Source organism: Aliidiomarina soli (assembly GCF_003986975.1).
Taxonomy (GTDB): Bacteria; Pseudomonadota; Gammaproteobacteria; order Enterobacterales; family Alteromonadaceae; genus Aliidiomarina; species Aliidiomarina soli.
The window spans coordinates 80440-106224 of the sequence record NZ_PIPO01000007.1; the positions used below are offsets into that span (position 1 = coordinate 80440).

The following is a 25785-nucleotide window of genomic DNA, read 5'->3' on the forward strand; positions in this document are numbered from 1 at the left end:
GCATGGTGAATGACGGAAATCCGTCTTTGCTGGTGCTGCTGCGTTCAAATGGCAGGCGAATTCCCGTATAATGCGCAATGTTTTTCCAATGAGCTGTTGCCGTTTGAAACTGAGTTTGGCAGCAGATCCTGAAATAAGAGGAAGCAGTAGTGTTAAAACAGTATCGTGAACACGTGGCCGAACGCGCCGCAGAAGGCATCCCGGCGAAGCCACTTAGCCCTGAGCAAGTAACAGAATTAGTTGAATTGCTAAAGAATCCACCAGCAGGCGAAGAAGACTTCCTGTTTGAATTGATCAGTGAACGCGTGCCTCCAGGCGTAGATGAAGCCGCGTATGTCAAAGCAGGTTTCCTGGCCGCTATCGTCAAAGGTGAAGACAGCTCACCGATTATCAGCAAGCAACAAGCCGTTAAATTACTAGGCAATATGCACGGTGGTTACAACATCGTGACGTTGGTTGATTTGCTCGACGACAGCGAACTGGCAGAGTTAGCCGGTGAAGAGCTGAAGCACACGATTTTGATGTTCGACGCCTTCCATGACGTTGAAGAGAAAATGAAAAACGGCAATGCTGTGGCCAAGGCCGTGGTTGAAAGCTGGGCAGAGGCCGAGTGGTTTACCAATCGCCCTGCGTTAGCAGAAAAAATTACCGCGAGCGTATTTAAAGTACCTGGCGAGACCAACACCGATGATCTGTCTCCGGCGCCTGATGCCTGGTCGCGCCCTGATATTCCTTTGCATGCAAAAGCGATGTACAAGATGCCACGCGAAGGTGTTACCAACGCTGAGCAGCAAATCGCTGAACTGAAAGAAAAAGGTCACCCGGTTGCATTTGTTGGTGACGTAGTAGGGACGGGTTCTTCACGTAAGTCTGCGACCAACTCTGTGTTGTGGAATATCGGTGAAGACATGCCGGGTACGCCGAACAAGCGCACCGGTGGTATCTGCATCGGCGGTAAAGTCGCGCCTATTTTCTTCAATACCATGAAAGATACCGGTACGCTGGTTTTTGAAGCGGACGTTGACCAAATGAACACCGGCGACGTGATCCATATTTACCCGTACGAAGGTAAAATCACCAACGACGCTGGCGATATCGTTGCTAAGTACGAATACAGCTCCGAGGTTATCCTCGACGAAGTACGCGCTGGCGGCCGTATCAACCTGATCATTGGTCGTGGTTTGACAGGCAAAGCGCGGGAATCGCTGGGTCTTGGCAACGCAAATCTGTTCCGTGCCCCAGAGCAACCAGGTGACAGCGGCAAGGGCTATACCTTGGCGCAGAAGATGGTTGGTAAGGCTTGTGGCCTTGACGGTGTGCGCCCAGGAACCTACTGTGAGCCGAAAATGACGACCGTAGGTTCACAGGACACCACCGGTCCGATGACCCGGGATGAGCTGAAAGATCTGGCTTGCCTTGGTTTTAACTCGGATCTGGTGATGCAGTCGTTCTGTCACACGGCGGCCTATCCGAAGCCTGTTGATATTGATACTCAGCACACGCTGCCTGATTTCATTATGAACCGTGGCGGTGTGTCATTGCGCCCAGGTGACGGTATTATCCACAGCTGGCTGAACCGTATGTTACTGCCTGATACCGTAGGTACTGGTGGTGATTCACATACCCGTTTCCCGCTTGGTATTTCATTCCCAGCAGGCTCTGGTCTGGTGGCGTTTGCCGCCGCGACCGGGGTGATGCCACTGGATATGCCTGAGTCGGTACTGGTGCGCTTCAAAGGCAAAATGCAGCCGGGCGTAACGTTACGTGATCTGGTTCATGCCATTCCGCTGTATGGCATCAAGCAAGGTTTATTGACCGTTGAGAAGCGTGGTAAGAAAAACGCGTTCTCGGGTCGTATTCTGGAAATCGAAGGCCTCGATAACCTGACTGTTGAGCAGGCATTTGAATTGTCGGATGCGTCTGCCGAGCGTTCAGCTGCTGGCTGTACGATTAAGATGTCAGAAGAGTCCGTGGCTGAATACCTGCGTTCAAACATCACCATGCTGCGTTGGATGATCAACGAAGGTTATGGCGATCAGCGCACCCTGGAACGTCGTGCCCGTAAGATGGAAGAGTGGCTGGCGAACCCAGAACTGATGAGCGCGGATGCGGATGCGGAGTACGCGGAAGTGGTGGAAATTGATCTGAACGAGATCAAAGAGCCAATCCTGTGCTGCCCGAACGATCCGGATGATGCGAAAACATTGTCTGATGTCGCCGGTAACAAGGTCGATGAAGTATTCATCGGTTCGTGCATGACCAACATCGGTCACTTCCGTGCCGCTGGTAAACTGCTTGAGCAGAATACTGAAGCATTAAAAACTCAGTTGTGGATTGCGCCACCAACCAAGATGGACGAAGCGCAACTGATGGAAGAAGGTTATTACAACATCTACGGCCGCAACGGTGTACGCACTGAAATGCCAGGCTGTTCGCTGTGTATGGGTAACCAGGCACGGGTTGAAGCGGGTGCTACGGTACTGTCGACTTCAACGCGTAACTTCCCTAACCGTCTAGGTGATGGTGCCAATGTGTATCTGGCATCTGCTGAGCTGTCAGCGGTTGGTGCAATTCTGGGTAAAATCCCGACGCGTGAAGAGTACATGGAATATGCGCAGAACATCGATGCGATGGCTGGCGAAGTCTACAAGTACCTTAACTTTGATCAGATGCCTGAGTTTAAACAGGCTGAAGACAACGCGAAACAGACTATTATTCCAACCATTAACGTTGCTTAATAGCCTGCTTGCTTAACTAAAGCATCGCGATAAAAACCCGGCACTGAGTTGCCGGGTTTTTTTATGCCTGTTTCTGCAACAGAGCAGAGCGGCAAGCCATTGCCGAAAATTGCAGATGACAGGCTGGATCACAATTTGCATTGGTAGTGCTGAGCGAGAGTGCCGCTACAGGAAGGATTAGGCGGGCTCTCAAACCCCATGCAACCCTCGTGGAGGCACTATGAACGTTACCAGTTTGCCGGGTGTAAGTAACTTGCAGACCCAGCGTATTGATGAAGATGATAAGCAGAAAAACCAACAGGCTCAGATCCCTGCTCAGCCGGCGCAGGAAACCCGTGCCGATTTGAGTGTACAGGGTCAGGCGATGGCGCAACGGGAGCGCGATCTGGCCAGTCGCTTTGATGTGCAGAATCTGACAGCAGACGATTTTGACAACCTGACCAGCGAACTCGAAGAGCAGGGCTTGATATCTGAGTTAGAAGCCAGCGATTTACGCGCATTATTCAGTGAAGGGCAGAAGTCCTTACAGTCGCTGAATAGCGACAGTCAGAAACCCGTCAATATACTCTCCATGCTGGAAGAGCAGGTGCAGGACAGTGACCAGCAGAATAGTCGTGCTGGCGGCCTGTTTGCCATGTTTGATGCGATGGATAGGCACGACAGTTAAAGCACGCTATACTGCGCGCTTTACTGGTTTTTCGGGTACGCCGTGCAGTTTTCTCATCCTACAGCGCTTCTTTATGGAACACAGATAGCCTGCCAGTCGGGTTGGCTACTGTGTTTTTCTGCCTCTCCAAACGAGCAGTCGAGCCTGCGTATGCACGCCCCTAATTTTGTTACTGGAAGCTTCTTATGAACGATAAAATCTGTGTTTTAGGTCTTGGTTATGTGGGCTTGCCACTGGCCGCTGCGTTTGCTGAACAGTATCAGGTGGTTGGTTTTGATATCAATCAGACCCGCGTTGACCAGTTAAAACAGGGACAGGACGTAACTGGTGAGTTGAGTGATGATGAACTGGCGAATGTTGCTGGGCGTTTACAGCTGACAGCTTCGATCGAGGATACCGCTGACTGTAATATCTACATTATTACCGTGCCGACGCCAATTGACAGTGCCAACCGGCCGGACTTGCGGCCGCTGGTAAGTGCCTCTGAACTGGTGGCGCAAACACTGAAACGCGGTGATATCGTTATTTACGAATCCACAGTGTACCCAGGGGTGACGGAAGAGGTTTGTATCCCGGTGGTGGAGACCAATTCAGGCTTGGTTTATAACCAGGATTTTTATGCCGGCTATTCACCTGAGCGGATCAACCCGGGTGATAAACAGAATACCTTCAAAACGATCAAAAAAGTGACTGCAGGGTCAACGCCTGAAATCGCACAGCGCGTTGATGCACTATACGCCAGCGTAGTAACTGCCGGTACCCATCTCGCATCGAGCATCCGCGTCGCTGAGGCGGCCAAGGTGGTAGAGAACACCCAACGCGACGTTAATATCGCTCTTATCAATGAATTGGCGCTCATTTTTAATCAAATGGGAATCGACACACGAGAAGTGATCGAGGCTGCAGCGACCAAGTGGAACTTTATAAAGCTGTTTCCGGGTCTGGTCGGTGGTCATTGCATCGGTGTTGACCCTTATTATCTGACCTTCAAGGCTGAAGAACTGGGGTACAAACCAAACCTGATCCTGGCCTCACGGCAGATTAATAACGGCATGGGTAAATATGTGGCCGAGCAGACGATCAAGAAGATGATTGAGAACGACGCCCGCATCAAAGGGTCGCGGGTGCTTATTCTTGGGTATGCCTTTAAAGAAAACTGCCCGGACACACGCAATACCAAAGTGGTCGATATTATCGATGAATTGAATCAGTATGGGGTACGAGTTGATGTTTTCGACCCGGTTGTAGACCAGCAGGAACTGGCGAAGCATGATGATTTCAACGTCTGTGGTGATCCCTTTGCTGAGTCATCGGGCTATGATGCAGTAGTGGTGGCCGTCGCGCATCAGGCATTTACCCAGTATACCCAGGCGGATTACCAGCGTATGTCTGCGACTACCCCTGTGGTGATGGATGTGAAAGGCATCGTCGAAGCGCCCAGCTGGCGCTTATAAAGAATTAAGGAAGCGGAATGAGTAAGGCGACCAGTGAAGCACCGGTTTTTCAGGTAGATACACCCTGGTATCAGGGGCTGCAGGAATTTGCGTTGCGTGCGGCTGTGAGTAAGCTGTTGCCGATGAGGTTTCTGTATAAAAAGCCTGCCAGTACACGCGCAGCACGCAAGGGTCGATTGCAGATTGAAATCGTCAGCCATTGCTGGCGCTACTCGCATTTGCATGCGTATCAGCTGAGTTCATTGGTCGAGCATCCGCCACAGGATGTGGACGTGACCATGACTGTGTATTACGCAGACGAAGATCAGGCAACGGCGCAACTGCTCGACTTTTTTGCCACTAAAGAGGTCAGCAACGTGACCTGGAACTGGCAACGGCTCCCGGCGCCCGAACTGTTCCGTCGCGCTATAGGTCGCAACAAGTCAGCGCTGGCGACAACAGCGGACTGGGTCTGGTTTGCCGACTGTGACCTTATTTTCGGTGCAGGCTGTCTGGACGGCCTTGCCGACTCTCTGCAAGGTTGCAGTGGAATGCTCTATTTTCCGGCTGAAGAACGTATTACGACCTTGTTAAGTGGCGACAGCCCGATGCTGCAGGCGGCGCGGGAACCCAAAGTCGTGCAGGTGGATGAATCCGATTTTAAGCTACGCAAACTAGAACGTGCTGTCGGCGCTTACCAGATCGTGCATGGCGATGTTTGTCGGGAAATAGGCTATTGTAATGATGTGGCGGCGTATCAGCGACCTACAGATCGCTGGAAAAAGACCTTTGAAGACAGGGCATATCGCTGGATTATGGGGACCCACGGCGAGACCGTTGAGGTACCATCCATTTACCGTATTCGCCATATTGAAAAAGGCCGTTACCATGGCAGCAAAGCGATGACATCGATGCGTCAGAGTATCCGTCAGCGCCACGATAGCAATAAAACAGAAGACTAATTCGCAACGCTCGACTCGCAACACACGACAGGGCTGACTATGAAGTCACAGGGACAAGCAGGGGTAGCAAACCGGGGCAGCATTCATGGCCTGGTTTTATTGTGCCAGGTGCAACCTGCGCATCTGGCATCACTACGCCTGAAGCTGGCCAAACTGCCGTCGCTGGCAGCAAGCCTTGATGAGCGTTTTTCAGAGTCGTTGCTAACTGTTACCGCCGCATTCGGCGAAGATGCGTTCCGCCAACTGGGCGCTCTGGCTCCGGCTCATCGTTTTTCCGACTTACCATCCTTCGATCAGAGTCCGGCGTCACTCAACGTAACAACCATCGATATCGCACTGATTATCCGTTCTGAACGATATGACAGCTGTTTTTTCGCCGGCCGCGTGTTAACCGAATGGTTTGCCGCTGATGTTGAGATGCTGGCCGACTACAATTTCTTTCATTATCTGGATAACCGCAACTTATTCGGCTTTAAATGCTGGCGCGATACCCTGCTTGGGGCTGAACGGCGTAATTTACTTGCCCTGCAGGCTGAGCATGAGCCGTTATGGGACCAGGGTAGTTACCTTATTTTGCAGCACCAGCGAATTGCGGATCAGGCCTGGCAACAGTTAAAGCCAGAGCAACAGGAACAGCTTATAGGGCGGAATAAATTAAGCGGCGAGCCGATCCTGACTGACCGCCCGAACCATTTCAGCAAAGTCCAGGAGCATCTGGGACAGGCGCTACTCTGGCATCAGATGCCGATCGCCAGTATGAATGAACAAAGCCACCTCGAACTGCTTTGGAGTAATACCCCTGATGCCGCTCATCATTGGTTAGCTCAGCGGATTGAAGACGATGAAGATGGCTTTCGTGACCCAATCCTGGACTACCAGGACAACCTGTTAAGCGCTGCTTTTTTTGTGCCGCCGTTACCCTGGTTCGAACACCTTAAATCGGTTTTTTAAACCCCTTCAAACAGCTCTTGCACTTTGGTCAGAGTAAAGTCGATGTTGGCTACTTTGACCGGTGCAATGAAGATGGTGTCGTCGCCGGCAATGGTTCCCAGCACACCTTCTTTACGGCCCACAGAATCGAGCAGGCGGGCGATAAGCTGGGCGGCTCCGGGCGAGGTGCGGATAATGACCATCACATCATTGTGCTCGATTTCAAGCACCAGTTGACGTACCGGGCTTTTCGCCGAGGGGACACTGAGTTCGCTGGGCAGACAGTAGACCATCTCCTGCTTCGCATTGCGGGTGCGCACCGCGCCGTATTTGCTTAGCATGCGGGACACTTTGGACTGACTGATGTTGGTAAAGCCCTGCGCTTTTAGCTCGTCAACGATAGTGGTTTGTGAGCCATAGCGTTCTTCTTTAAGGAGCGCTTTAAATTGCTCAGTTAACTGATCCTGCTGTGAGTTTGCCATAGTCGCTTCTAACTGGTTCAACTTAGTTGTAAGTGTACCTGAGACATCTGCAAACGCCTAGTAGACTGCGCCTTTCGGTTGTTTTTTGGACCCAAATCCAGTAAGGTTTTAGCCCTCTCAATTCCAAGTTAAATGGAGTACATCATGAAAGTAGCAGTGTTAGGCGCCGCTGGCGGTATCGGTCAGGCGTTATCATTATTGTTAAAAACTCAGTTACCTGCGGGATCTGATTTAGCCTTATTTGATATCGCACCAGTAACCCCGGGTGTCGCTGTCGATCTGAGCCATATTCCGACTGCCGTTAGCATCAAGGGATACGGTGAAGATGGATTAGCTACTGCACTGCAAGGTGCTGATATCGTGTTGATTCCAGCTGGTGTACCGCGGAAACCGGGAATGGACCGCTCTGATCTGTTCAACATGAACGCTGGCATTATCAAGAACCTGGTTGAAGCCTGTGCGGACAACTGCCCTGAAGCCTGCATCGGTATTATTACCAACCCAGTTAATACCACGGTTGCGATTGCCGCTGAAGTGCTGAAGAAAAAAGGTGTTTACGACAAAAACAAACTGTTTGGCGTAACCACTCTGGACGTTATCCGTGCTGAGACCTTTGTCGCGGAGCTGAAAGGTAAGAACCCAGCGGATATCCATGTACCAGTGATTGGTGGCCATAGCGGTACCACGATTCTGCCATTGCTATCTCAGGTTGAAGGCATTGAGTTCAGCCAGGACGAAGTTGAGCAACTAACGCACCGTATCCAGAATGCTGGGACTGAAGTGGTCGAAGCGAAAGCGGGCGGTGGCTCTGCAACCTTATCCATGGGTCAGGCTGCAGCACGTTTCTGCTTGTCGCTGGCACGCGCCAAGCAAGGCGAAGCTGTGACTGAATACGCCTATGTTGAAGGCGACGGAAGCGATGCACCATTTTTCGCACAAGCAGTTAAACTAGGCAAAGATGGTGTAGTTGAAATCCTGCCGTATGGCCAGTTAAGCGACTTTGAAGCGAAAGCCAAAGCGGACATGTTAGATGGTTTGAAAGGTGATATTCAGACTGGTATTGAATTCGCTAACCAGTAACCAGTAACCAGTAACCAGTAACTGGTAACCAGTAACCAGGTTAGGTTCTATAGAGTAAGCCCCGCCCAGTTGCGGGGCTTTTTTTATGGCTCAAAGAGACTAGCGGGAGGGTTCGCTAAACCATTTGAGTGCACGCTGAATCGGCATTGGCCCGCCAAACAGGTAGCCCTGCATTAAATAACAGCCGCGGGCTAACAGCCAGCTGCGCTGCGCTTCACTCTCGACGCCTTCGGCAATGCAGATTTTATCCAGATTGCTGGCCATCGCCAGAATCGACTCAATGATGGCTTCGTCGGAACGGTCACAACCAATATCGGTGGTGAAGGTGCGATCAATTTTGATCACGTTAAGCGGAAACTCCTTGAGGTAGCGTAGCGACGAGTAGCCGGTGCCAAAGTCGTCGAGCATCAGCTGAATGCCCAAGTCACGCAATCGGTTCATGATCTGACTGGCGCGCAGTGTTTCTTCGATGAGGACACCTTCGGTCAGTTCCAGCCGCAGCGCAGAGGGCGGCAGATCAAAGTCCTGCAGCAGGTTTTGCAACTGCTCAATCAGATCATCCTGCTCAAGATGGCGTACCGAGAGGTTCACCGACAGGTATAAGTCTGGCTGCAGCGCGCGGAGTTCTTTTAGATCGAGACAGGCCTGGCGCAGAGCGACATTGGTCATGGTGACAATGACCCCGAGCTCTTCGGCCACGGGTATAAAAACGTCGGGACTGATGTTGGTGTTCTCATGTTGCCAACGCATCAGCAACTCGACACCGACGCATTGATTACGCGCGGCGTTAACGATGGGTTGGTAGCTATTAGTTAGCAACTGCTGACTGATGGCATGCTTAAGCTCTACTTCAAGATTAAGTTGTGCCCGTACCCTGGTGTCCATTTCATCCTTAAACAGGCGATAGCAATTACGGCCTGCGTCTTTGGCGTGGTACATAGCGACGTCGGCATGCTTGAGCAATTCCTCACGAGTCTGCCCGTGCTGCGGGTGCAGGGCGACACCAATACTGGGTGAGACGCGGATATGATGTTTATCGATGACAAGGGGCTCATTAACTGTGTGCAGGACGCGTTGTGCGGTCTCTTCAACCGCGCGCAGACTATTGGCATGCAGCAGAATAATAAACTCATCGCCGCCCAGTCGCGCGACTGTGTCAACACTGCGCAGACAGTGCTGGACCCGTTCTGCAATCACGCACAGAAGTTTGTCGCCGATACTATGCCCCAGCGAGTCGTTAATTTGTTTGAAGCGGTCGAGGTCCATAAACATCAGTGCTACCTGCTTCTTCTCGTCCAGTGCCAGGGTCTCGTCAATCCGCTGGTTGAGCAGAGCCCGGTTCGGCAAACCGGTCAGAGCGTCGTAGTTGGCCAGCCTGCGGAGCTGATGCTCGGCTTCTTTTTGCGCTCTGATATCGGTAAAAACGATGACATAGGCACGGCTACCAATGGAATCGTCCGCCACTGCACTGATATTAATAATAACGGGTACCTCATCGTTATCTGCCAGGCGGATAACATCTTCATTGCGCCATTGCTGACCCGGACGCAATTGCTTAATAATTTCGCGGTAGTAGTGCAGGCGCTCTGCACTCAGGTTCATAAAATTAAAGTCGTCTATTTTGTCATTCTCAATACCAAGTGCATCGCAGAACGCGCGGTTAGCGGTCAATGGCATCTGGTCTCCATCCAGCAGCAAGACCCAGTCCTTCGTTTGCTCAATGGCTTTACCGAACAGCAACGCTTTTTCCTCGTTGCTGCGTTCGTGAGTGATGTTCTGGAAGGCACCGGTAACCCGTTCTACAGTGCCGTCGCGGTTGCGGCGGGTGACCTGCCCGACATCGCGGTACCAGAGCCAGCGTCCGTCAGCGTGACGTAAACGGTAGGTACAGGAAAAGTCGTTGCGCTGCCCACGCTGTAATTGTTGCCATGACTGCAGATAATCGTCAAGGTCACGGCGGTGGATGCGATTTTGATGGATGGCCATCGTCATATCCGGCTCATCGTCGCTATAGCCGAGTTCCAGTTGCATGCGGGTTTCAAATAAACGGTCACCTTCATAATGCCAGTCCCAAATACCGCTATTGGTGGCACCAATGGCCAGCTGCAAACGTTCTTCGCTGCGCTCAGCGCGTGCTTTACTTTCGATGATACGCTGATGCTGCTGGTAACGGTATTTAAGGAAGGAGGCCAGAGCGAGGGAAACAATCAGGATGTAGCTCACCCAGGCGGTCGGCGAAAGCAGCGGGTGGTATGCCACCTGTATGGTTAGGGTGGCAGTTTTAGCGTAGTTACCATTGCGCGGATCGATGGCGCGAACCGTGAGCGTATGGTGACCGGGGGGCAGTCGGGGAAAGGAAATGCTGGCCTCCTGGGTACGCGCAATATAGACGGGCTCCGGGCCTTCCAGGCGATATGAATAAAACACCATATGGGGCCGTTCGAAACTATTGGTAGAGACGTCGATACGGATCCCAGGTGTGTTGTAGTTGAGGTCTATATGCGAACCATTGAGATCGGCGAGCGGCGAGTTCAGACGCTCGCCACTGGTAATGAAGTTGACGCCACTGATGCGGGTATTAAGCGTACGCTGACCAGGTTTCAAATCGCTTGGGTTGAACAGAGTGAGGCCCCGCATCGACCCGTAGGCGATGCGGCCATCGTCAAGTCTGACACTGGCGTTGGCATTGAACTCGTTGCTACTGGCGCCATCCATATAGCTAAAGCGTTCGTGGTGGAGGGTTTGCGGATGGAAGCGAATAATACCCTGCATCGAGCTGAACCAGAGGTAGCCATATTGATCGAGATGCCCCTGATAGAGAGAACTGGCCGGCAAGCCCTCGTTAATACCCAGGTTAACTTCAGGCTTGAGAGTCTCCGCATCCAACGCCAGCAGACCGTGGCGTAGCATGGTAAACCAGATCCGTCCCTGGTCGTCGTAGACAAAACTTTCCGGATAAATAAGTGAATAGAGCTGGTAGGGTTCATGGCGGTACAGGCGACGCAATGAATTGTCCTGCATGTTAAACAGCCACAATTCGCTGGCCAAACCAAGGAAAAGAGCATCCGGGTTGTCTCTGGGGCTACCGAGAATGGTGTGTACATTCATCAGGTCAAACTGCAAATGGTCGAAGTCGGTGTAGCGTTGCAGTCGATACTCTTGAGTGTCAAAGACATAGAGCCCTTCGGCATTGGCAAACCAGAGACGATCTCCAATCAGATTGTAACCCCAGAAGTAGTCTTCCAGCAGGGTCGCGTCAGCCGGATTGTCGACGAGCTCTTGTAGTGGCGTTAACGAATCCTCTTCAGTATTAAATAAGTACATATATTCAGCATGATAGAGCCAGATATGGTTAGCGTTATGTGGGTCGGGGAATATGTCGTAGACGGTTCCTTCATGAATATACGCCGAGTCATGCTGAGTATGGAAATGGACCTCATGAGAGCCATCCGGGTTGAGCTGATTAAGGCCATTCTGGGTGCCCACCCAGAGTCGTTGTTCGAGGTCTTGAGCTAAGGTCCAGACCTGGTTACTGCTTAGGTCGGGGTAAGGGCCCATGCCCTGCGCTATGATATGAAACTGACGTGTTGACGGGCGCCAGTGAAAGAGGCCGTTGAAGGCGGTTCCCAGCCAGAGGTTGCCTTGTCCATCAAGGGTCAGATGGTGGATGCTGTTGTCGAATATTGCCCGTTCTGTATCCTCAAAACGCAGTAACAGGCTGGCCTGAGGGTCATCAGTTGTGTAGGTATAGAGGCCGTTCTGGGTTGCTAGCAGCAGTTGACCATCGTGGTCGATTATTTGCCATACATTCTGTACGGGGTCACGCACGGTTGCCGTTGGCATAGGTGAGTTGGTGCGTAACGCGCTGAGAACCTGAGTCAGATCGAGCGAATACAATCCCTGCACAGTGGCTACATAGAGTTCATCGTCGAATTGGTAAAGAAACTTGGTGTTCAATTCATCGGCATGTGCGTCTTGCATCTCAGGCAAATGGTTGACCGCCTGATGTTGTCCGGTTTCCGTATGGTAGACCTGAAGACCACTGGAGGTGGCCAGAAAGACGAATTCGTCGATTGCCAGAGCATGCCGTAACAGGTCGTAGTAGTCTTCGCTGTTCTGCGCCACTTCGAAGAGCAGGCTACTGTCCATTTCATCTGTGTGGAGCTGGCGTAGGCTGGTTTCGGTGACCAGGTAATACCGGTCGCGATGGATGAAAATATCGGTGACTTCGGCGAACCACCAGTCATCAGACACCTCTGCATCCATACGCTTTTTAAACTCGCGGTCGCCGGGGCTGAGACTAAACACGCCTTGGGTCGGAATGGCCACCCAGATTGTATTATCCTCGGTCTGTGCGATCATCGATATATAATTGGTTTGGAACAGGTTGTCAGGGCCGTTGACTGACTGGAAGCGATAGCCATCGAAGCGATTCAGGCCATTTTCGGTAGCAACCCACAAGAAACCATCATGGTCCAGAAGGACTCCGGTGACCGAATTCTGTGACAGCCCGTGATGGACTGAATAATGCTCGATTCTGATTGTATCATTCGCTAAGGTTTCAGTTGTGGTAACTAAAAACAACGAAAGACAAAGAGCGAGCCAGCAGACTAATCCCTTCATGCAGGTCCATTTGTATTTTAATTATTATTAACAAAATGATAATAGATGGTTTTGTGAGTGAAATAAATGCGTGAGATTGGGGGGAATAGGGCTCAGCCTAAAAAAATGCGGGGTAAATTAGCGAATGATAGTTTCATTTTTCGAGTGTAAGTGTTCGCTATTTTCTAATGCTTTAATATCAGTACAGTTTTAACAAAGCAGGTCACGCAGGGTGACGGTCCGCTCATGATTGAGAAGATCAACTGATTACAAAATCTAATAGATCGAACTATCTTCAGGCTACTCGTTTAACGGCAATTCGGGCCAGCGCGAGCAGTGCCTCTTTGTAGTCGCTGTCAGGCACCAGAGCAAGCGCGTCAATGGCTTTGTCCGTTTCTTCAATCGCTTTACGCTGGGCGTAACCGATCGCGTCGGTTTCTTTCATCGTCTGCATGACCATGGATAGCTTATCCCGCTGGCCACCTTGCTCAATAGCCTGCTTTATCATTGCTGACTGCTCATCAGAGCCGTGCCACATCGCGTAAAGCAATGGCAGGGTGGGTTTACCTTCGGCTAAATCGTCGCCGACTTCTTTGCCCATGGCTTCGGCGTCGGCGGTGTAATCAAGAATATCGTCGACCAATTGAAACGCTGTACCCAGGTGACGACCGTAGGCTGCCATGGCTTCTTCCACCTCTGCTGGTTGCTCGCTAAGCACCGCCCCTAACTGAGTCGCGGCTTCAAACAGGCGGGCCGTTTTGCTGTAAATAACCGCAAAGTAACGCGCTTCTGTGGTGTCAGGGTCATTGCAGTTCATCAGCTGCATGACTTCACCTTCGGCGATCACGTTGGTGGCGTCAGCCAGAATGTCCATCACCCGCATCGACTGCATCGAAACCATCAGCTGGAAGGCACGTGAGTAAAGAAAATCACCAACCAGTACACTGGCTTCATTGCCAAACTTGGCATTCGCGGTTTCACGCCCCCGACGCATGTCGGATTCATCCACCACATCATCATGCAGCAGGGTTGAGGTGTGAATAAACTCAACTACCGCAGCCAGCGTATGGTGGTGGTCTCCCTGATAGTTAAATGCTCGTGCCGACAGCACCGCAAGCAGAGGACGTAAACGCTTACCACCCGCACTGACAATATAAAGACCCAATTGATTAATAAGCGCGACGTCAGAGCGCAACTGCGTCATAATAAGAGTATCAACTGCGTTCATATCAGCTTCAGAAAGGCGTTTGATCGCCGCTAGATCCATCATTTCGGTTCTGTCTCACAGGTCACGATTTGGCGCAGATTTTACAGGATCCTTGCAATTTCGCCAGTGTTCTGATGGTTAGTTAGCAAAAGCTTGATTTTTTACCAATTTGCCCTTGCGTTAGTGGCATATTTTGCGTAAAATTCGCGCCCTGAATTGAGTTTTGAGCGCCCTGTCGGGGCAGTGGAGAAGAATTATGTACGCGGTTTTCCAAAGTGGCGGTAAGCAACACCGTGTCGCTGAAGGCCAAGTTGTACGCTTGGAGAAGTTAGAAGTCGCAACTGGTGATACAGTTGAGTTTGATCAGGTTTTAATGCTGTCAAACGGTGACGATGTGACTATTGGTGCGCCTTTCGTGAAAGGTGGCAAGGTTACAGCTGAAGTTGTAAACCATGGCCGTAACGACAAAGTGAACATTGTTAAGTTCCGTCGTCGTAAGCACTCACGTACTCAGATGGGCCACCGTCAGTGGTTCACTGAAGTGAAAATCACTGGTTTTGGCGCCTAATTAAGGAGTAACGACACATGGCACATAAAAAGGCAGGTGGTTCAACCAAGAACGGTCGTGACTCAGAGTCTAAACGTCTGGGTGTGAAGCGTTATGGTGGTGAATCTGTATTAGCAGGTAACATCCTGGTTCGTCAGCGCGGCACTCGTTTCCACGCTGGGGACAATGTTGGTGTTGGTCGCGACCACACCTTGTTCGCAAAGTCTGACGGCAAAGTTTCTTTTGACGTCAAAGGCCCGAACAATCGCAAGTTTATAAGCGTTGTAGCTGAGTAAGTTTTACTCACTTATATCGCGCGTATAGCGAAACAGAAACCCCGCGTTTGTCGCGGGGTTTTTTGTTTTGTCTGCTACAGGTTCTGTAGCAGGCTGAAAGTTTTAACAGTTAAGGCAGGTAAGGCATGAAGTTCGTCGATGAAGCAGATATCCGTGTAGAAGCCGGAGACGGTGGTAACGGCTGCGTTAGTTTCCGTCGTGAGAAGTATGTCCCTAGAGGGGGGCCAGATGGCGGTGACGGCGGCGATGGCGGTGACGTCTGGCTGATTGCGGATGAAAACCTGAATACCTTGATTGACTATCGGTTTGAACGTTTTCACCGTGCGGAGCGCGGTCAGAACGGCATGGGCCGTAACTGCACCGGTAAGCGCGGCCAGGATTTAACCATCCCTGTGCCAGTTGGCACCCGTGCTCGTGATATGGATACTGATGAGATCATTGGCGACCTGACCAAACACGGGCAGAAGCTAATGGTGGCCAAAGGCGGTTTCCACGGCTTAGGTAACACGCGTTTTAAAAGCTCGACTAACCGTGCACCACGACAAAAGACCACAGGTACCCCGGGTGAAATTCGCCCGTTGCGGTTGGAGCTTTTGTTATTGGCGGACGTGGGCCTGTTGGGGATGCCAAATGCAGGAAAATCGACCTTTATACGCTCGGTTTCAGCTGCCAAACCGAAAGTAGCCGATTACCCCTTCACTACCCTGGTGCCAAACCTGGGTGTTGTCAGTCCGGCACCGCATCAGAGCTTTGTTATTGCAGATATCCCGGGTCTGATCGAAGGTGCGGCCGAAGGAGCAGGGCTTGGCATTCAATTCCTCAAGCATCTTGAACGCTGTGGCTTGCTATTGCACTTAGTTGATCTGGCGCCTTTCGATGGCAGCGACCCGGTAGAGCAGGCAGTGACCATCATCGGCGAACTGGAAAAGTACAGTGCTGCCCTGGCAGACAAGCCTCGCTGGCTGGTACTGAACAAAACGGATTTGCTTGATGAAGACGAGATTGCTGAGAAAACTGCGAACATAGTTGAGGCGCTTGGCTGGGAAGGTCCTGTGTATCAGATCTCGGCGTTGCAGGGTAATGCCCGTGACGGACTGATTTTCGATATTATGAAGTATCTGGAAAGCTTGCCTAAAGCGCAACAGGAGCCGGAAGAAACAGCAGAAAGTGTCGACTTCAAATGGGATCATTATCATGACCGTCAGCTTGAGAAAATGGCTGAAGAAGAGGATGACGATGATCTGGATGATGATGACGACGACGATTATGACGTTGAAGTTATTTACACCAAAGAATAACTGGTGAACGCACATGCACATTAGCCTGGTTGCCGCGATGGCGGCAAATCGAGTGATTGGCAAAGGCGGTGAAATGCCATGGCATTTGCCAAAAGAGCTGAAGTACTTCAAAGAAATAACCTTAGGCAAGCCAGTGGTGATGGGGCGGCGCACCTATGAATCGATAGGAAGGCCGCTACCGGGGCGACATAATATCGTTATCAGTGGCAGTAACCCGGCGTTACCAGATGAGGTTAGTGTGGTTAGCAGTGTCGACGAAGCACTCGTGGTAGCCGGCGATGTGGATGAGATTATGGTCATCGGTGGTGGTGAAATCTACCGTCAGTTTCTGCCTGTCGCAACCCGCCTGTATTTGACCGAAATTGATCTTGTGGTCGACGGCGATACATGGTTTCCTGAATTCAACTCGGATGAATGGTCTAGTACTATTCTCAGAGATATCGATGCAGAAGACCAAAATACTCCAGCTTTTCAAGCGAAATTACTGGAGAAAAATGATAACGTGTCGATAAAATAAGCGTGATTTTATAAATTTGTCATACTGAAAAAGTATGATGTAGGTATGCTTTAATATATATTTTTATATATGACAGTGAAGTCAAAGTAACACATAGTTGGGGGCAAAAATGTTGAAGTTCGTTGCTAGTACATTGACCGTTGCGGCGGTCGCTTTCGGGGCTAACTTAGTTGTAGTTAAGCCGGCGCAAGCGCAGGATCTGGCATTAAACATGTGCACATATGTACAGGGTGATGACCGAATGCGTATGCGTCAACGTATGCGGGAAGACCGTTTACGTTTACGTTCTGTTTATGACGGCATTCTTTGTAACAACATGAGTCTTATTCAGTTTGCAATGGCAAGCGGTTCTGCTGACATTGGTACCTTTATGGTCAGCCAGTTGCCAGCATCACAGCTGGCCAGTAACGGCGATTTAGAGTGGGCCGAAGCAAATGGACACGGTGACTCAGAAGTAGCGCAAGCTATTCGTGAACGCACCGAAGACTAAGATACGTTTTAGTAAAAGCCGCGCTTAAGCGCGGCTTTTTTATGTCTGTTTCTCGCTCTTCACTTCGGTTACCAGGCGTCGCGTAGTCGAGCGTACTGGTAATACAAGCGCTGCCCCAAACGACGCATGCGGGCCATCGGGAAGGAGCGGGGTGGTAACTGGTAGAAAGGCAGCGCTGCCAGCCGGTCGCCCAATGCACGTTGAGCCAGGCGTTTGCCAGCCAGACTGGAAAACGAAATACCTGCACCACAATAGCCAAAGCTGGCGAATAAGTTGGTATCCAGTTCGCAGACTCTGGGCATGCTATCGGCGGATACGCTAATCCACCCGCACCAGCTGTAATCCACAGCAATGCCCTTGAGCACCGGCATACTGGTATACATCGCCTGCCGCAACGCCTGCTGATATCGCGGATGGTTAGCGTCACTGCCTTGAACTGCGCCGCGGCCGCCGAAAAGGAGGCGTCCGTCTGGTAACAAGCGATAATAGTACTTGAGTAAGCGGGTATCCATCATCAGCTCGCGGTCGGTCAGGCCGATACTTTCGCGCTGCCCGTCGCTTAATGGGGCCGTTACAATAATACTGGAAAGGGCGGGTAACTGGCAGCGGCTGAGCGCGGGTAGTAAAGAGCGCTGCAAATACCCATTACTACACATCAATACCTTATCGGCCTGTATCTCCCCCTCGGCGGTTTGCAGTGCATAGCCGCCTTTTTTAGCTGACAACGCGGTCACCGGGCAGCTGGTCTTAATCAGGCTGCCGGCTTGTAATGCTATATTGGCATATCCTTGTGCCAGCGCCCGTGGATGAACTCGTGCAGCGGGCTGTTGCTGCAGTGCGCCATGAGCGTGACGCAGACCGCCATAGCGCTGTTGCATATGAGCGCTATCCAGGTAGTGTCGCGGCCAGGCGGCATCGTTGTCAGCAAGCGCTCGCAAAGCTGCAGCATGGGCGGGAGTATGGGCGACCCGTACATAGCTCGCCGACTGCCAGTCACACTCGATTTGGTGCGCTTTCACCAGTGACTCGACATGCCTCACACCCTGGTTAAATTCATGCAGAACATTGTCGGCGCACTCTGCCCCGTAGTGACGACGGTAGTCGTGCAGGCTCAGGCGCCCGCTGGATGGTAGGACGAAACCAGCATTACGGCTACTGCAACCAGCAGCGACGTCCCCAGCTTCGAGTACGACCACCTGATGACCGCGTTGGCTTAGTTCTATCGCAGCATTTAAGCCGGTATAGCCAGCACCGACAACAACGAACTCGGCATGTTGCGGCAATCTGATGCAAGGAGTCCCGGCGCTACCAGGGGTATCTGTCAGCGGACCATTATGTTGCCAGTAACTGCTGATATCACGGTCATGGTTGCGTGCTGTAGTCGGGCTGCAAAGTGGGTCATAGACTGCATAGGGGCTGGCCATAAGTGGGTCAGGCGAGATTTATCTTGCTGAATGGGAGCACCATTTCGGCCGCGATACAACGACAGATACCGTCGCAAACCGGGCAATAGTAACCATCCTCAATTGAGGCCAGATACCAGCGGTCCGGGTAGTCGTCAATAAGTTCGCCGCCGCACCGGGAGAAGTACTCAAAGGCACTGTTGTTCGGGCTTTGGCGCCAGATATGCGCAAGACCCGCTTTGCAGCCTAATGCAGACGCTTCAATGATGGAATGCTGGAGCAGACTTTTGCCAATGCCTAAGCCCTGGAAGTCCTGATCGATAGCGGCACACTTGAAGTAACACATTCGGGTCGGCTCGACTGGCCATTCGCTGGGTGAGCAATAGTCGTCAATCGGCCAGTTGCCGGGTGCAAAAGTAAGCCGCAGACCGACCAGTTTATCATCGGCAAAGGCCAGCCAGTGCAGATTGCGACCGTCTTTCTGGCCGCGCGCAAAATACTCCGCAACGTTCGTTTCGGTAAGGTAATTGTCACCATGCACTTTGTTCCCCAATACAATAACGGCGGCAAAATCTGCCGCCGTCATGGGTCGAAAGTGCAGACAAGGTTGACTTGTCATACAGTCTCCGCAGTTAGCTATTCTTAGTAACGGTACGCATCCGTTTTAAATGGACCATCGACACTGACATGAATGTAGCTTGCCTGTTCTTTGGTCAAACGGGTCATGGTACCGCCAAACCCTTCTACCATATAGCGCGCTACTTCTTCGTCAAGCTGTTTAGGCAGGACTTTGACTGACAGCGCGTTCTGCTTGTCAGCATCGCTCATGTCGGCAAATTTTTGCTCGAACAAATCCATTTGTGCCAGTACCTGGTTCGCAAAGGAACCATCCATAATACGGCTAGGGTGTCCGGTGGCATTCCCCAGGTTAACCAGACGACCTTCCGCTAACAGGATCAGGTAGTCGTCATTAGATTCTGAACGGAAGACCTGATGAACCTGTGGCTTCACTTCATCCCAACGCCAGCTTTTGCGCATGTACGCAGTATCAATTTCGTTGTCGAAGTGACCAATGTTACAGACTACAGCACCCTTTTTAAGGCCTGCCAGCATGTAACGGTCACAGACATTGAAGTTACCAGTGGTGGTGACCAGCAAGTCGGTATTTAGCAGCAGGTCGCTATTCAGGTTGCTGCCATCGCCATGATTTTCACCGTTGATATAAGGTGAAACCACTTCATATCCGTCCATGCAGGCCTGCATAGCGCAAATCGGGTCGATTTCTGCGACTTTAACAATCATGCCTTCCTGACGCAGGCTGGCAGCAGAGCCTTTACCCACGTCGCCATAACCAATGACCAGTGCCTTTTTACCGGACAACAGGTGATCAGTGGCACGCTTGATAGCGTCGTTAAGCGAGTGACGGCAACCGTATTTGTTGTCGTTCTTCGATTTAGTGACTGAGTCATTAACGTTAATGGCTGGTACTTTCAAGGTGCCTTTTTCAAGCATCTCAAGTAAACGGTGAACACCTGTGGTGGTCTCTTCGGTAATACCATGAACCTTGTCCAGCATTTGCGGGTACTGGTCGTGGATAAGCAGGGTCAGATCACCGCCGTCATCCAGGATCATATTGGCATCCCACAATTCACCGTCTTTCTTACAGGTTTGCTCTAAACACCAGACGTATTCGTCTTCGGTTTCACCTTTCCAGGCAAATACCGGAACGCCAGCGGCGGCCATCGCTGCAGCAGCGTGATCCTGAGTAGAGAAAATATTGCACGATGACCAGCGTACTTCAGCGCCAAGCTCGAGTAAGGTTTCGATCAACACCGCGGTTTGAATCGTCATGTGAATACAGCCGATAATACGAGCACCGGCTAATGGCTTGCTGGCGGCATATTTACGGCGAATCGCCATCAGTGCTGGCATTTCTGATTCGGCAATGGCGATTTCTTTACGGCCGTAATCGGCCAGGGAAATATCTGCTACTTTGTAATCGGTCTGTTCAGTCATTAGTACCTTCCTGCTTATGCATTTACGGCTGCAGCGTCAGGCTGCAAGCCTAATTCGTCTAAAATAGCCTGCTGAGTGCCGGGTTCCAGGCGCGGTCCGTAATTGCTGACTACCTCAGCGGCAGAGCGGCTTGCCAGCGTACCGGCTTGTGCTGCACCCAGCCCTTGGGTAATTGCGTACAAATACGCACCTGCAAACATGTCACCGGCGCCGTTGGTGTCGATGGCTTTTACTTTAAAGCCTGGTACTTGTACGCGTTTATCTGCTTCTCCGATCACAGCACCGGCAGGCCCACGGGTAATTACCACCTGCCTGGCAAAGCGTAATAAATGCTGCATCGCACTGTCGAAATCGGTGGTCTCGGTGTATTCAAGCGCTTCGTCTTCATTGCAGAATAGCAGGTCAACGCCGGGCTGAAGAAATTCCTGCAATCCTTCTTTGAAGTACTTCACCATGGACGAGTCAGAGAACGTCAGCGCTATTTTAGTGCCGTGGCTCTGTGCCATCTGGCGCGCTTCCTGAACGGCATGGCGGGCGATTTCTGAGGTGGCCAGGTAGCCTTCAATGTAGAGGTACTCAGACTCACTGATTTTATCCAGTTCGAGTTCCTCGACCGAGAAATCAATGGTAATACCAAGGTGGGTGCACATAGTGCGCTCAGCATCCGGCGTCACCATTACTACGCATTTACCCGTTAAACCGTCGTTGTCCTGTGCTTTAAGGTGAGTATTGACCCCCGCACTCTCAAGATCGTGGCGATAAAATGCCCCGGCTTCGTCGTTAGCAACCTTGCAGCAGTAGAATGCATTGCCGCCGAACTGACTGAGTGCAACCAGACTATTGGCTGCTGAGCCGCCACCGGCACGCTTTTCTAACTCAAATTTTTTGTTTAATTGAGTCAGCAAGGCATCCTGTTGCGATTCGTCGAGCAACGTCATTATGCTTTTTTCCAGGCTTTGCTCAGCAAGGAAGTCGTCTGTGACCTTGTATTCCTGATCGACTAGGGCGTTACCAAGACCAATGACATGGTATTTCTTCATGGGTAATAAATCCGAACGACATTAAGGCAGGCATTATATATGAACATGGCGTCGGGATCGATGCCATGTTCAGTTAGACCAGGTGGCAAGCAGTCCAATCAGAAATAATGGACTTACCAGCATCCAGACCACCCACTGGCAACGGGTCAGAATACCGGGCAGGCGTTTTGAATGGTGTGGTTCGGGTTCTGGTCCCGGGGTAAACCTGGGGCGGTGCTGTCGCTGGTCATCGAGTTTGATGGCGCCGCCCATGGTGCATTTTAAGCGCACCGCCAGTGCGCGCCAGAGTCGGCCATCCTGTTTGTGCATATGACTTTGCGGGGCAAACCGCCATGGCAAGATGTTGCCGCCAAGCAGGCTGCGTACTGCCAGCAAGAGCCATAGCAGGACACTGGCAGGCCAGGCAAACCCTCGCATTAGCCAGTTAACAGCAAAGCCGAAATCACGCCAGCGCTTTTGCATCACGGGCCAGGCCTGGCTAAGTTCGAAGAGCATGCGGTACGCCAGTGCCGCCAGCGGACCGCCGATGATAAACCAGCATAATGTTGCCAGCCAACCAAGCATGAGCTGGCGGCTGAGGTATTCCATTGCCGCTTTTCGCAGACCGAGTTCGGACAACGGCGTCAGGTCACGTGCAAGATAGCGGGCCAGGCGCTCTCGGGCTAACTGCTTCTGACCTTTAGCCAGTGCCTGCTGCACCTGCCGGTAATCGCTAAAGGCGCGGCCACTATGTAAACAGAGCAACAGCACTAGGGCTTCAAACAGCCAGTCCAGTTCAGCAACCCAGTAGATAACGGCGGCTATCGCCAGCCAGGGCAGAGTCAATGACAGGGTAGCCATCAGCCCGGAAATGCGTTGCTGTGAGCGACTATTGTCCGGCCGGTGAACCTTGCGAGCCATGCCAGCAGCAAGCTGATGAAGGAGAAAGAATGGGTGTGCGGAGCGTGGGAGCGGCACAAACCGCTCCAGCACGATCACGAAGGTGAGTAACAGCCAGTAATAAAACTCAGGCTGCCATTGGGGCAGAGTGGCCATCGGCACCACGCATTTTTGGACGTGCAGCACGCACAAAGTCAGACTGGTTGAGTTTGGACAGAATAAAGCGACCCAGCTCGTCAGCACGATAGCCTGATTTAGCCTTAAAGCGGAGGAAAGGTACACCCGCTGCGGTTAGGGAGTTCTTCAGGAACCAGTTGCGTTTTGCCTGGTGCTGATTACTTTCTGCCGCTTCGAGTTCGATCACTGCCACTACGCGCATACCGTTGAGACGGTCACAGAGCACATAATCCAACATCCGGTTCGCCACTTTGCCGTGTGCTTCACGTTTAGCGGCGCGCGACAGCCCTTTGTCTCGTACGCTCACCACGTCGCCCAGGCGAACTTTGGTGAAGACGCGGTACTGGTCGCCCAGCCCACGTTCCAGCAGGCTCAGGAACTGCTCTTCTGTTGCGGAGAAGAATGTCTCCTGGCGCTTCTGATAAGGGTAAGGCGAGTAACGCTCCGTCAGACGCGAAGCCAAGACTGCCACCAATACTAAAACCGCAATAAAACCAATTAGCACAAATTCCATTGAACACCTCGTTCAAAAACCATTAACTGTTCTGTAAGGTTTTAATGCAAGCAAGGTGCCAGGTTTTGTTAATCGTGAGGAATATAATTGAAGCTAGGGAATTATCGGACCTTGGCACTGGTATAAGGCAGTCAGATGCCTTATACCAGCCGCAGCCAAGACGGCTAACGCGGGGAGTAGCCGTTGGGGATGCCCTTGGTGGTGATACTTACGGCGTCGTGGGCGTGCAACGATTCGTAATGGTTGATGCGGATCCAGAAGTCGCGAATGTGAGAATTCTGATTCAGAGTGTGTTTGACGCGACGAGCAGCGTCTTCACAGAACATCAGGTTTTGTCCGTTTAGACGGGCAAATTCCTGTTCGTCTTCACGTTTGACCGCTGCCTGAACGGGCGTTTTCAGCGTGTTCTCGATGGCATCAATTAACTCTTCGATCGGCAAGTCGTTATGCTCGGCCTGCAACTTCACTTTAATATCGGCAATAGAACGCTGACTGTGTGGCGTTGCTGGGACACCCTCGGTGGTGCCGAGCCAGGCCAACACAGATTCTTTGTCCATGCTGTCCTCATCAAAACGCTGGTTAAACGCATCCTGAATAAGTTGACGGGCTAGTGCTGCTGAGCACGGGCAGGTGGACGAGTAGGGGACGGCAACGCCAAGCTCAATATCCAGCCCCTGGTCACTTAATATCGCCTGCAAGGTAACCGGGTAGGCTTTCCAACCCTGTTTTTTGCTAATCAGCGATTTGCGGCGCAAATGGTAGTCGAAATGGAAACGCACCATGGCCTGCGAACTGAGATCTGCATGGCTGCTGATAAAGGTTTTCAGCAGGGTGTGCAGCTGCGCAGGCTGCAGACTGCCACTTGCAGATAACTCGTCGACCGCCAGGTAAAGGCGTGACATGTGGATACCTTTGGCTTGTGAGTCATCGAGACTGACAAACGCATCTACCTTAGCGCTGACCTGGCGGTCTGGCTGACCAGGTACGGTAACCAGCAGTGGCATTTCGATATTGCTCATGCCAACCCAGTCCAGTGTCCCCATCGTTTGGGCACTGTCTTGATTAGCGATATCTGGCATTGAGGTCGGCATGCAATTACTACTCCGCGTGTTGGCTGTCAAAATGGTTGGTGTCAAAATACAAATTGACGGGATATTATATCTGACTTGTGCTGTTTATTTAACTACCGTTGCTTATTAAGCAACCAGCGACCGGCCAATTTGTAAATTCTTATACGCGAGCATACGTATTTTGGATTGAAAGCCCAAGACGGAAAAACAAATGACCTTTATTAATAAATTCGAATCATTAGATAAAGAACTGCTCTCACAATACCATGAGCTGCTGGGCGAAGAGGGTTTAACCCAGAGCCTGGATACCTTTGCCCGTTTAATGCCAGAGTATATCGCCGAGCTTGAGCGCTTCGCGCAGGCGCAGCAGGACGATGACTTTCGACGTCAGGCGCATAAAGTAAAAGGCGGCTGTCGTTCGCTCGGCTTCGCCCGCTTAGGTGCACTGATGCAGTATCTGGAAAAAGACCACTGGCAGTGGTCTGAAGTCCCCGCTCTTATTGCTGATGCCCGGCAATGGTTAGCCGAAGACCAGGAGACAGCCCGGCAGTGGCTGAAAGCAAAAAGCTGAGCAGGGTAGCTCAGCTTTTTCTATCTATTCTGGTCAGTAGGTGTTGTCAGTTATTGCTTGAATGCTACTGGGAAACTTCAACCCGGACGTCACCAACAAAACGGTAACCTTCACCATGAATGGTGGTGATTAGATTAGGTGTTTCAGGGTGCGATTCGAAATGACGGCGAATACGACGGATTGCAACATCGACGGTGCGGTCATTGGGGCGCAACTCTCGGTCCAGCATTTTACGTACCAGGGTTTCACGGTCGTGAATTTTACCTGGTTGAGTCAGAAACAGTTCCATTGCCCGGTATTCACTTTTCGGCAGACGGAACATTTTCTTATCCGGTGAATACAGGCAGCGACTATCGCAATCCAATACCCAGCCATTGAAGTGGAATTCGCGTGAACCTTCCACTTTAGGTTCGCTAGGTTGCTGACTATGTTGAATACGGCGATACAGGTTACGCACCCGAATAGTCAGTTCTTTCGGGTTGTAAGGCTTAATCAGGTAATCGTCAGCACCAAGTTCTAGAGCAAGCAGACGGTCTTCGTCACTATCGCGTCCGGTCAGGAAGACCAGCCCGATGTTGTTCTGTTCGCGTAATGATTCAGCCAGCTCAAGGCCGCTCTGGCCTGGTAAGTTGACGTCCATGATGATGAGGTCAACAGGCTGCTGCGCCATAATGTGTTCCATTTGCTTGCCATCCGCAGCGTCAAAAACTTCATAACCTTCCTGCTGGAAGAGGCGGGTCAGAGTCTGTCGGGTGACGACTTCATCTTCAACGATAAGAAGTTTGGCGCTCATAGTTAAGTCCTGTCTTTAAACGATTTAGCAAACATAAGGAAGATCAAGTTGTAAGGATAAGTTTTTTAACGGG

23 protein-coding genes are annotated in these 25785 nt (G+C 51.5%); 12 read left to right on the forward strand and 11 right to left on the reverse strand.

Annotation, left to right across the window (positions count from 1 at the left end; translation table 11 throughout):
- The first annotated feature begins 149 nt into the window (after window positions 1-149).
- From acnB to CWE14_RS14245, 5 genes are all read left to right on the forward strand, one after another.
- Window positions 150-2738 carry a bifunctional aconitate hydratase 2/2-methylisocitrate dehydratase gene (acnB, locus tag CWE14_RS14225; protein ID WP_126799994.1) on the forward strand — a complete coding sequence of 863 codons (2589 nt, stop codon included), beginning with the start codon at window positions 150-152 and terminating at the stop codon, window positions 2736-2738.
- A 220-nt stretch (window positions 2739-2958) separates the two neighbouring features.
- Window positions 2959-3405, forward strand: a complete 447-nt coding sequence (locus tag CWE14_RS14230) for a hypothetical protein (RefSeq protein WP_126799995.1) — start codon at window positions 2959-2961, stop codon at window positions 3403-3405.
- A 185-nt stretch (window positions 3406-3590) separates the two neighbouring features.
- Window positions 3591-4859, forward strand: a complete 1269-nt coding sequence (locus CWE14_RS14235; RefSeq protein WP_126799996.1) for a nucleotide sugar dehydrogenase — start codon at window positions 3591-3593, stop codon at window positions 4857-4859.
- A gap of 17 nt (window positions 4860-4876) precedes the next feature.
- Window positions 4877-5800: a glycosyltransferase family 2 protein gene (locus CWE14_RS14240; RefSeq protein ID WP_198676606.1), complete on the forward strand. Its 924-nt coding sequence runs from the start codon at window positions 4877-4879 to the stop codon at window positions 5798-5800.
- 39 nt (window positions 5801-5839) lie between these two features.
- Window positions 5840-6751, forward strand: a complete 912-nt coding sequence (locus tag CWE14_RS14245; RefSeq protein ID WP_126799997.1) for a Dyp-type peroxidase — start codon at window positions 5840-5842, stop codon at window positions 6749-6751.
- Here CWE14_RS14245 and argR read toward each other — a convergent pair.
- Window positions 6748-7212 (reverse strand): transcriptional regulator ArgR, encoded by a 465-nt coding sequence (gene argR / locus CWE14_RS14250; RefSeq protein ID WP_126799998.1) that lies wholly within the window; start codon window positions 7210-7212, stop codon window positions 6748-6750. The genes CWE14_RS14245 and argR overlap by 4 nt on opposite strands.
- A gap of 144 nt (window positions 7213-7356) precedes the next feature.
- Between argR and mdh the strand changes: the two genes are divergently transcribed.
- The gene (gene mdh / locus CWE14_RS14255) at window positions 7357-8292 is read left to right on the forward strand and encodes a malate dehydrogenase (protein ID WP_126799999.1); all 936 of its coding nucleotides are present in this window, start codon (window positions 7357-7359) and stop codon (window positions 8290-8292) included.
- A 99-nt stretch (window positions 8293-8391) separates the two neighbouring features.
- Here mdh and CWE14_RS14260 read toward each other — a convergent pair whose 3' ends face one another.
- Both CWE14_RS14260 and ispB read right to left on the reverse strand, forming a co-directional pair.
- Window positions 8392-12915, reverse strand: a complete 4524-nt coding sequence (locus tag CWE14_RS14260) for an EAL domain-containing protein (protein WP_126800000.1) — start codon at window positions 12913-12915, stop codon at window positions 8392-8394.
- A 274-nt stretch (window positions 12916-13189) separates the two neighbouring features.
- Window positions 13190-14161 carry an octaprenyl diphosphate synthase gene (ispB, locus tag CWE14_RS14265; RefSeq protein WP_126789382.1) on the reverse strand — a complete coding sequence of 324 codons (972 nt, stop codon included), beginning with the start codon at window positions 14159-14161 and terminating at the stop codon, window positions 13190-13192.
- A gap of 196 nt (window positions 14162-14357) precedes the next feature.
- On the opposite strand from ispB, the gene rplU reads away from it, so the two are divergent.
- The 5 genes from rplU to CWE14_RS14290 all read left to right on the forward strand — a co-directional run bounded on the left by rplU (window position 14358) and on the right by CWE14_RS14290 (window position 17249).
- Complete coding sequence (gene rplU, locus CWE14_RS14270; RefSeq protein WP_126789063.1) at window positions 14358-14669, forward strand: 50S ribosomal protein L21; 312 nt, start codon at window positions 14358-14360, stop codon at window positions 14667-14669.
- 17 nt (window positions 14670-14686) lie between these two features.
- A complete protein-coding gene (gene rpmA, locus CWE14_RS14275; RefSeq protein ID WP_126789064.1) occupies window positions 14687-14944 on the forward strand; it encodes a 50S ribosomal protein L27 in 258 nt (85 codons plus the stop codon).
- A 125-nt stretch (window positions 14945-15069) separates the two neighbouring features.
- Window positions 15070-16242 carry an Obg family GTPase CgtA gene (gene cgtA / locus CWE14_RS14280; RefSeq protein ID WP_126800001.1) on the forward strand — a complete coding sequence of 391 codons (1173 nt, stop codon included), beginning with the start codon at window positions 15070-15072 and terminating at the stop codon, window positions 16240-16242.
- 13 nt (window positions 16243-16255) lie between these two features.
- Window positions 16256-16759 (forward strand): type 3 dihydrofolate reductase, encoded by a 504-nt coding sequence (folA, locus tag CWE14_RS14285; protein WP_126800002.1) that lies wholly within the window; start codon window positions 16256-16258, stop codon window positions 16757-16759.
- A gap of 211 nt (window positions 16760-16970) precedes the next feature.
- Window positions 16971-17249, forward strand: coding sequence for a DUF3718 domain-containing protein (locus tag CWE14_RS14290; protein WP_241972425.1), 279 nt, complete (start codon window positions 16971-16973; stop codon window positions 17247-17249).
- A gap of 68 nt (window positions 17250-17317) precedes the next feature.
- On the opposite strand, the gene CWE14_RS14295 is transcribed toward CWE14_RS14290, so the two are convergent.
- The 7 genes from CWE14_RS14295 to folE2 form a co-directional block, all read right to left on the reverse strand.
- Window positions 17318-18673, reverse strand: coding sequence for an NAD(P)/FAD-dependent oxidoreductase (locus CWE14_RS14295; RefSeq protein ID WP_126800003.1), 1356 nt, complete (start codon window positions 18671-18673; stop codon window positions 17318-17320).
- A gap of 7 nt (window positions 18674-18680) precedes the next feature.
- On the reverse strand, window positions 18681-19271 hold the full coding sequence (locus tag CWE14_RS14300) for a GNAT family N-acetyltransferase (RefSeq protein ID WP_126789069.1): 591 nt from the start codon (window positions 19269-19271) through the stop codon (window positions 18681-18683).
- Between the two features lie 23 nt (window positions 19272-19294).
- On the reverse strand, window positions 19295-20668 hold the full coding sequence (ahcY, locus tag CWE14_RS14305) for an adenosylhomocysteinase (RefSeq protein WP_126800004.1): 1374 nt from the start codon (window positions 20666-20668) through the stop codon (window positions 19295-19297).
- Window positions 20669-20682: 14 nt separating this feature from the next.
- Window positions 20683-21708 carry an adenosine kinase gene (locus CWE14_RS14310; RefSeq protein ID WP_126800005.1) on the reverse strand — a complete coding sequence of 342 codons (1026 nt, stop codon included), beginning with the start codon at window positions 21706-21708 and terminating at the stop codon, window positions 20683-20685.
- Window positions 21709-21777: 69 nt separating this feature from the next.
- Window positions 21778-22743, reverse strand: coding sequence for a cobalamin biosynthesis protein CobD/CbiB (locus CWE14_RS14315; RefSeq protein WP_126800006.1), 966 nt, complete (start codon window positions 22741-22743; stop codon window positions 21778-21780).
- Window positions 22715-23278 (reverse strand): DUF2726 domain-containing protein, encoded by a 564-nt coding sequence (locus tag CWE14_RS14320; protein WP_126789073.1) that lies wholly within the window; start codon window positions 23276-23278, stop codon window positions 22715-22717. Before CWE14_RS14320 ends, CWE14_RS14315 begins: the two co-directional genes overlap by 29 nt.
- A 164-nt stretch (window positions 23279-23442) precedes the next feature.
- Window positions 23443-24369 (reverse strand): GTP cyclohydrolase FolE2, encoded by a 927-nt coding sequence (folE2, locus tag CWE14_RS14325; protein ID WP_126800007.1) that lies wholly within the window; start codon window positions 24367-24369, stop codon window positions 23443-23445.
- A 190-nt stretch (window positions 24370-24559) separates the two neighbouring features.
- Between folE2 and CWE14_RS14330 the strand changes: the two genes are divergently transcribed.
- Entirely contained in the window at window positions 24560-24919 is a 360-nt protein-coding gene (locus CWE14_RS14330; protein WP_126800008.1) for an Hpt domain-containing protein, read from the forward strand.
- Window positions 24920-24983: 64 nt separating this feature from the next.
- On the opposite strand, the gene arcA is transcribed toward CWE14_RS14330, so the two are convergent.
- Complete coding sequence (gene arcA, locus CWE14_RS14335) at window positions 24984-25712, reverse strand: two-component system response regulator ArcA (RefSeq protein ID WP_126789076.1); 729 nt, start codon at window positions 25710-25712, stop codon at window positions 24984-24986.
- Between the last annotated feature and the right edge of the window lie 73 nt (window positions 25713-25785).